We start from the raw sequence: 8,209 nt of genomic DNA, 5'->3' as shown, positions 1-8,209 counted from the left end.
ACTCAAGACAGAGCTGACCGAGATGCTGCCTTTCGCGCCGATCGTGTCTCTGCTGATCGAACTGGACAAACGCACAGGTTTTCTGGGCTTCTTCACCCACGCAGGGGGCAAACAGGCCCGCAGCCCGGAGCTGAAGCGGAATCTGATCGCGGTGCTCCTGGCGCACTCGACCAACCTTGGCCTGACGCGGATGGCCGATGCCTGCGGTATTCCCTATGACGTTCTGGCCTGGACTGCGGAGTGGTACGTCCGGGAAGAAACGCTGCGCGCAGCGAACCTTGCGATCATCAGCTATCACCAAAAGCTGCCGCTGACCCCGGTCTTCGGCACCGGCACCCTGTCTTCATCGGACGGCCAGCGGTTCCCGACACGGGGGAAGTCCATCACGGCCAGGGCAATGAGCCGGTACTTCGCGAACGAAGGGCTTTCAACGTACACGCACGTGACCGATCAGCACACCACCTATGGCACGAAGATCATCGTCGCGACCAAGCGCGAAGCCCACTACGTCCTCGACGAAATTCTGGGCAACGCAACCGACATTCCCATCACCGAGCATGCAACGGATACACACGGGGTGACTTTGGTGAACTTCGCTTTGTTCGATCTGCTGGGACTCCAGCTTTCTCCGCGCATACGGGACCTGGGCAAGATCACCCTAAACCGGGTGGGGCCCCGTGCGCAGGTCGAAGCCGACTTCCCGAACACCGGGTCGCTGCTGACACGCAAGCTGAACACCGATCTGATCGCCGAACACTACGACGATATGTTGCGTGTGGCAGGGTCACTGAAATTCGGGCACGCCACCGCGTCGTTGCTGGTGGGCAAGCTATCCGCCTCGGGGCGGCAGAACGCATTGGCGGCGGCGTTGAAGGAGTACGGGTCGGCGAGGAGGACCATCTACGCTGCCCGCTACCTGGCTGACCCCGAGTACCGGCGCCGGATCTCCCGCCAGCTCAACAAAGGCGAGTCGCTGCACGCCCTGAAACGGGATCTGCTCTACGCCCACGAGGGCGTCATCCGGGGCCGGCACCTGGAACAACAGACAGAACAGGCATGGTGCCTCACGCTCGTGACCAACTCAGTCGTGGCGTGGACGACCGAATACTACGGTCTCGCCGTGGAATCGATGCGTCGATCCGGGCGGCGGATCGACGAGGAGGTGCTGGCACATATCTCTCCGGCACACAGCGAGAACATCAACTTCTTCGGCGCGATCGAGGTTGATATCGAGGGTGAACTGGCCCAACTCGGACCCACCGGCTACCGGCCACTGCGCGTCCGGGACACCCTGTTCTGACAGGCCCCGGCCAGATCTTTTGCTGTCCATTAGGGGATCCCCTTACGCGCTGAGGGGATCGATCACCGTATCCTTGGTGCCCGTCAGCCGAACGTTGAGCTGGCTTTTTGCAGGCGGGCCCGGTGGGCCATTCTCGTTGCGGACGGCCTCGCGGTTTATGAGAGGTCACCTTTTTTGAAGAGGTCCGTCCACCGTTTCCTCCGCGGGCCCGTGTGGGCACGCGTCAGTTCACGCATCGCCTCGTAACGGGGTTGGTCCATGAATACGCCAAACCATCTCCATTGAACCCCGGACACGATGACGTCGCCACTCATTACGGACCCGTCGCGGTATTCGCCCGCCGGAGGCCGGGGAATGCCGTTGGCGATCACCTCACCGATGTCCGCGCTGAACGCTGAGGCTTTCTGCGCTGTGAGGACACTGAACAGTTCCGGCCGTATCCTGGCCGGTCCCTGCCTGAAAGGATTGGGGACTTCGCTGTCGGTAAACAGGGGCGGTGCGGTGGCCATGAACTCTCGCGTCGGCAGCTCTCCTGCGTCATCCCATAGCAGCAGTTCCACTACCGGGTTTTCGGTGCCTTTTGGCCAGCCGGGTTTATGCCCTACCACGACCACGATCGCGCGCTTACCGCCCGGAGACCGCAGCAGCACAGCATCACCGACGTCAAACGCCACACCGTGCGGCACCGGACGCTTCAAACGCTTCGGTGCCGGCTGCGGTCCGGCCAGCTTCTTCCGTAGCCTCTCCAGCACTTGCTGCCGCTGTTTCGCCAGGCCAGGGTCCTCCTCTTCCCAGCGGGTAACGTCGCCTCCGCGGTCAAGGATGTCCAGTGCCGTGTCCCGCACGTCGGGACGGAGTCGACCGGTCTCGTGCTGGGCCGCGGCCAAGGCAAGCCAAAACACCACACCGTCGTCCGTGTCGTCCGCCTGCGCCGCATAAGAATTGATGAGCTTTGCCGTCAGTTCCTCGGGAGGGACTCGGTCGAGGATCCCTTCCCGCCAGTCCGCACGCACATCAGCGGCCACGTCATCGGAAAAAATCGCCGTACCCCAGCTACCCATGCAGACAGCATAAACACGACCACGCAATAATCACCGACCTCAGCGGATACAGACCCAGAGCTCAGGGCCCGACGACTTTCACAGACGGCCCGTCCAGCGCAGAGCGCCGGCCAGTCTCATTTGAGCATCCCCTATAGGGCGCAAGGGCGTCCGCTGAACCACCGGCTTACGGGCAGCCCAGCCGCCCACTGAGCGCACACAGAGAACCGTCAAAAGGGCACTCACATTCACTCGCCGTTTTCCGTTGACATGTCCTCGCTGTCTCGCGAACGTTCGTTTGCGAACGGCAGCTGCGACGCAAGGATGTCGTGGACCTAGCGGCAGTCGCCGTCTGAGACGATCTGGGCATGAGTATTAGCGCCAACGGCGAACCGGAGATCCTTCCACTGACGGAAGATCTGTCTCTTATTTCCGATGGCCGTCCGTCCGGGAATGGACCGGCCTGGGTTGAATCGGGGCTGCGCCGTCGGTTCCTAAGACGGCTCCGGGTGGCCGTTGCGTTGGCTGCGGCGACGGTCCTGCTGTGGGCCGTGGGTTTCTGGGCCGTGACAAGGCCATTTCATGAAGACTGGCCGCGCACCGGGGCAACTGTGGTGCGCACCCATGAGTACTACGCCAAAGGCCAACACTGCGACGTCTACCTCCGGCTCGCCTCCGCGGAACCTCCGCGCACCGTCATGTTCTCCGGCTACGCGCCCTGCAGCGGGCTGCCGCCCGGCGGCGACAACGTCACTGTAGCCGTGGATCCCGTTGACCAAAACTCGGTCCATATCATCGGCTATGACGGGCCGTTGTGGGCCGACATCTGGCTTCCTGCCACGGTTTTTGCGCTGCCGGTCCTCTGGGCTTCCGCGTATCTGCTCTTCGTCGCCGTGCGTTTCCGGCGGGTCCGCAAGACCGGTGGGGACCGTCCATGGCGGGAAGTGACAGCCCGGTTCGTCTCGCGTACCCATTACCGGGGCATCATCACCTCGCGGCTATGGGCAGTGGACGCGGAAGGCAAGGAGCGCACGTTCCTGCTCTCGGGGACGGCCACGGACCTGCCCGGCTTTGCCAGCGCCCGGCCGGGATCAATAATGACGTTCTGGCTGGTCGGTGACGGCGGCGGAAACGTCCTGGTCAGCCAGTCCGGTTCCGGCCGTGCCGGCACAGCCAGCATCCGAGTGCCCAACGAGTTCGAGCTACGCGCCATGGCATGATCCGGCCGGCGCTCGTCCCTTGCCGCGGCGGCGCCACCACCGGACGCTGGTTCACCTTTAGCATTACCAGGCGTTTGCGTAGATGGCAGGATCGACCCCATGGTTTCAGCAAAATCCGCGGATGAACTTCTTGGCGTCGAAACTCCCGCGTGGCCGATGTTGAAGGCGCGCTTTGCCGACGCAGCGGTCGACGTCAAGGTGCTCCCAGCAGACGATGCCACCAGCAAAAACGTGCTCTACCGCTTACAAGTGACGGCCGCCTCGACGCTTGGAGCAATCGCTTCGAGCTGCGGTGCACTCGTTCTCGATCACGGATGGCTCCGCATCCTCGGCGCTGGCACCGAGGGACTTGAGGACCTCGCGACCGCGAACGGTCTCGGCGATCCAAGCCATCGCACCGTGCCGCCAGGTCACCTCGTCTTCGCGTACGACGTCCTGGGAGGCGTCTTCGCCATCAATCACAATGATCTCCCCGCCCAGCGCGGCGAAGTCTGCTACTGGGGTCCCGATACTCTCGAATGGACACCCCTCCGAGCCGGCCACACAGCATTCATGGAGTGGGTGCTGAACGCAGGGGCCGCGAAGTTCTACCGTGACCTGCGCTGGCCAAGATGGGAAGCCGACGTCTCAGGGCTGTCTATAGACGAAGGCATCAGCGTCTACCCATTCCTCTTCACAGCAGAGGGCCGCAACATCTCAACTGCGGCAAGAAAGGCAGTGCCCTTCCGGGAACTGCTCAATCTGAACGAACAACTGGCCGAAAGCGTCCGCACCGGCGCCGAATAAGGACCTGCCTACCCTGTGCCCGGTTGAGGATCCCTTAGCGGACGCCAAATCCACCAAGTCGAAACGGAAATAGTCGTTCTGACTTGGTGGGCGCTTTACCCGCCGCCGTCTACGTTTCTGAAGCCGCGAGCGGATTCCAGCCCCGGGCAGATACGGACTTGGCGCGCATTGGCGGACCTCCGCTGCCGTGTACCCTGCCTGAAGCCGAACAGCCTCGGAGCCGGCACTTTCGCAATTGGAAATAACCGTGCGCTCAATGTTCCTGAGTTGGGCCTTGTGAGTGTAGCGGTTGATTGATACATTGCGTGTCAATTGATTGATACACGTGGAGGTCGCGGTGCAGCAGTGGATCATTATCCTTTGGGAATTGTCGCCGCTGATCCTGGGCGGCGTAGTGGCAGTCGGCGTCTGGCTGGCGACGCGGCGACACGGCACCACCCCGCTTCGCGGCCGGGCCGGTGTTCTCGCTGCCATCGGCGGTCTGGTGCCCGTGGTCAGTTGCACGTACTCGGTCGTGAGGATCACCCCGCAGCTGCTCGCAGCGATGGGGCTGGACGCGGGCAGGGGTGTTCAGGAGGCGCAATTCCTCATACCGCTGGCTGCCGGGCTCGTCGCGTTGGCCGTGCTCTGTGTCCCCGGCCGCCGCAACCCTTCAGCGTCAGCCGCAGGTATCGCCCGCAGGACGGCGTTCACTTTCCTGTCGTCAGGCTGGACTGTGGCCCTGACGGCGATAGCTGTTGTCACGGTCGCCCTCTCGCTCGCGGCGGGGCTGGCATCTGTCCCGGACCAAGCCGGCAACTACACCATGCTTACTGTCCAGATCGGCACCATGAGGGTGGGAACCACGATCTACGGCTGGTACTACTCGATTCCGGCGATGGCCCTGCTGATGGTTCTGATCGGCACCGCGTGGGCAGGCCTGGCGCTGGTTGCCCGCCCTCCGCTGGGCGACGCCAGAGAACAGGATGCCGCCATCCGCCGCACCCGGAGCCGCAACATCGCCGCGCTCACCACGGGCGCTATCGCCTTCCACCTCGCCGCGATCCTCGGCTCACTCGCTGGCACATCCAGATTGGAGGAGGCCTCGCCACCGACGCCGGAGTGATCAACGTGGGGTCCCCGTTCGCCGCACTGGGCTCCTTCCTCTCCGCCAGCAGCTTCATGGCCACGTGCCTCGGCGCAGTGCTCTGCCTTAGCGTTGCACTCACGGCCGTTCCCCGGACCGCCAGGGCCCGGCAACACACCATCAAGACCGCGCCATGATCATCACCCTTTCCACGACCGGCGGAACGCCGGCAGAACAGATACACGACCAGATCCGCGGCCTCATCACCACCGGGGCACTCGCTGCAAACGAACGCCTCCCATCAGTCCGGCAACTCGCCGCCGATCTCCGGGTCGCCCCCGGCACCGTCGCCAAGGTCTACAAGCAACTCGAAGAAGAACAACTCGTTGAAACTCGAATCGGAGCCGGCACACGGGTCAGCCCACACGCCACAGCCATTTCCAAAGACGTCGCCCGAGCCGCCCGAAAGCTCATCGACACCTGCAAGCGTGACAACCTCGAACTCAGCGAAGTCCTCCAGGTCATCCGCGCCACCTGGTAACTGCCGATCCTCTGCACGCAAAAGGATCCCCTACCGGACCAACCTCACGACGAGCGTGAAGATGTAGACGGCCTGTGGGACGCTTCACCCGATCATGCTTCCTGTCTCTCCCGCGCCGAATGCTTCGCCGGGACATCATCTTGCCCAATTGGCCAAGTCGTAGCTCGGAGCATTTGGTATCGTGACGGTCAACCGAATAATGCCATTCCCAACCAAGCCGAGGCCTCTCTGGAACCGTCAAAACCGTCCGCCGCTGATCCCGGCGCACTGACATATTTCGATCGCCTGATAGCCTCGGGGAAATACGGTAGAGATTCCCTGTATTACTTGAATAGGTTTTGGAACTTCTTCTGGCTGTTCAAGGCCATTTTCGTTGTGGAAGCCGTTGCTCTCGTCGCGACCGTAGTATCGACCCGGCCCAAAGTATCAAGCCCGTTCTTCTACATTCCTATGAGCGTCCTGTGTCTGACACTCGTCATCTATATCACGGTCGCCGTTCTTCGGTTGTCGGCACTATTTCGTTCAAGGGCTCGCGATCGCCGAAATTTAAGGCAGCGTGTGGCCCTCGATATACCGCCGGTAGGTTGGAGCCCGCCTCGGAACTGGAAGCCCGGCCTGGCCGCCACATCTCAAGTCGAGTAAACCGCCGCCCAGTTCGACTCATATCGCCCTAAGTCCTCCACCGCAGGCTTACTCTCTTTACTTCATCCAGCTTCAGAACGTCCCGCTCAAGGATCCTCAACCGTGCGCTTGTTAATCTTCGGAGAGCCAGCGGCGAACGGAGGGTTCAGCTCGCCCAGTACGCTATGCCTGTGCAGATCCGCGAAGCCAGCTTGGATGACCTGGAACACGTGACTGCAATCTGTGATTTCAGCAGACGAACACGTTGGACCAGCGAGATGATCGCTATAAGGAGCGACCGCGTCGTTTTGGTGGCGGTCACAGAGGATGAAGTCGTCGGCGTGGCCAAGACGCATCTCCACCCGAATCCCGATGGCAACGCTCCAACGGGCCACTATCTCGGTGGCGTGGAAGTCGCTCCAGGGTTCCGCCGGCGAGGAATGGGTTCCGCACTCACTCGGGCGAGATTGCAATGGATCTGGTCCCGGGATTCGACTGCGTACTACTTCACGAACGAACACAACACTGCATCCATCAGGATGCACGAGGCTCTCAACTTCTGGCCGGTCGCCCGATTCTCGGAGATTCGCGGAGTGACCGCCGACAACGGTCGGTCAGACCTCATTCTTTTCGAGGCGTCCCGGTAAACGATCCTTCACCGGACGTTGAGTCAATCCCCGGACGATTCACCGCAGCGGGGGTGGTCTCTCCAGCCTTCGGTCACAAACACTGAAGAACAGCGGGCTACGCTGGGCGGGTGCAAATTCGAGCCGTCCTATTCGATCTGGACAACACTCTGTTCGATCATCCGTCATCCGCCCGTGCCGGAGTGGACGCTCTCCTTCACCATCTTGGAACGGAGCGTTCCACCGAACTGACACGTTGCTGGTTTCAAATCGAGGAAGCCAATTACCAGCGGTTCCTCGCAAAGGAACTTACTTTCCAGGAACAGCGCCGTGAGCGACTCCGCCAGTTCCTTCCCTTAGCCGGGCTCTCAGTTCCCCAAACTGACACCCGAATCGATGAGTTGTTCACCACGTACCTCGAGACCTACGAGGACGCCTGGATGGCCTTTCCAGACGCGGCGCCGGCATTGAAAAGCCTCCGGGCCATCGGCATGCCGGTGGGCGTCATCACCAACGGGAACCACGACCAGCAAACGTCCAAAGTTAACAGAATAGGGCTCAAACCCCTCCTAGACCGGGTATTCAGCTCCGAACTTACAAACCACGCCAAACCGGCACAAGAGGCGTTCTTACAGCCCTGCAGAAGCATGAATGTGTCACCGGCCGAGACCCTTTATATCGGAGACAACTACCGGGTCGATGTGGAAGGTGCCCGGAACGCGGGGTTGAAAGCCATACACCTCAACCGCGAAGGCCCAATGGGAGAGGGGGCTATCCAAAGCCTTGCTGAATTGCCTCTTCGCCTCTTCGAAGGATCCCTTTAGGTTGGCAGGTGGTATGCGAAACTCCAGGAAGCACGATTTCGGACCCTATTTTGCAGCCCAGAAAGAGAACGAGTTCGCAGCGATCTCGACCACGACAGTTTGACCCCGCCATCGCGGTCAAACTGTCGGTAGTGAATTTCCGGATAGTCAGCTTCCTTAGCTGTTCTTCCTCGTGAGGTTGTGTA

General features: G+C 61.5%; 8 protein-coding genes. 7 read left to right on the top strand and 1 reads right to left on the bottom strand.

Annotated features, from left to right (window positions below):
- On the top strand, window positions 1–1,300 hold a 1,300-nt coding region (locus AHiyo1_RS23605), incomplete at its 5' end, for a Tn3 family transposase (protein WP_148667758.1).
- Window positions 1,301–1,455: 155 nt separating this feature from the next.
- Here the strand turns inward: AHiyo1_RS23605 and AHiyo1_RS23600 are convergent.
- Complete coding sequence (locus tag AHiyo1_RS23600) at window positions 1,456–2,361, bottom strand: hypothetical protein (protein ID WP_059390248.1); 906 nt, start codon at window positions 2,359–2,361, stop codon at window positions 1,456–1,458.
- Between the two features lie 347 nt (window positions 2,362–2,708).
- On the opposite strand from AHiyo1_RS23600, the gene AHiyo1_RS23595 reads away from it, so the two are divergent.
- The 6 genes from AHiyo1_RS23595 (at window position 2,709) to AHiyo1_RS23570 (ending at window position 8,024) form a co-directional block, all read left to right on the top strand.
- Window positions 2,709–3,560, top strand: a complete 852-nt coding sequence (locus AHiyo1_RS23595) for a hypothetical protein (protein ID WP_148667756.1) — start codon at window positions 2,709–2,711, stop codon at window positions 3,558–3,560.
- Between the two features lie 99 nt (window positions 3,561–3,659).
- Window positions 3,660–4,346 (top strand): DUF2625 family protein, encoded by a 687-nt coding sequence (locus tag AHiyo1_RS23590; protein WP_059390246.1) that lies wholly within the window; start codon window positions 3,660–3,662, stop codon window positions 4,344–4,346.
- Between the two features lie 337 nt (window positions 4,347–4,683).
- Entirely contained in the window at window positions 4,684–5,451 is a 768-nt protein-coding gene (locus AHiyo1_RS23585) for a hypothetical protein (RefSeq protein ID WP_059390245.1), read from the top strand.
- 154 nt (window positions 5,452–5,605) lie between these two features.
- Window positions 5,606–5,953: a GntR family transcriptional regulator gene (locus tag AHiyo1_RS23580; RefSeq protein WP_059390244.1), complete on the top strand. Its 348-nt coding sequence runs from the start codon at window positions 5,606–5,608 to the stop codon at window positions 5,951–5,953.
- Window positions 5,954–6,804: 851 nt separating this feature from the next.
- The gene (locus tag AHiyo1_RS23575; protein WP_216363333.1) at window positions 6,805–7,221 is read left to right on the top strand and encodes a GNAT family N-acetyltransferase; all 417 of its coding nucleotides are present in this window, start codon (window positions 6,805–6,807) and stop codon (window positions 7,219–7,221) included.
- A 110-nt stretch (window positions 7,222–7,331) separates the two neighbouring features.
- Complete coding sequence (locus AHiyo1_RS23570; RefSeq protein ID WP_059390242.1) at window positions 7,332–8,024, top strand: HAD family hydrolase; 693 nt, start codon at window positions 7,332–7,334, stop codon at window positions 8,022–8,024.
- The last annotated feature ends 185 nt before the right edge of the window (window positions 8,025–8,209 follow it).

The organism is Arthrobacter sp. Hiyo1 (assembly GCF_001263615.2).
GTDB lineage: Bacteria > Actinomycetota > Actinomycetes > Actinomycetales > Micrococcaceae > Arthrobacter.
The sequence above is the reverse complement of the archived record's forward strand: the minus strand, read 5'-3'. Positions and strand labels throughout refer to the sequence as shown.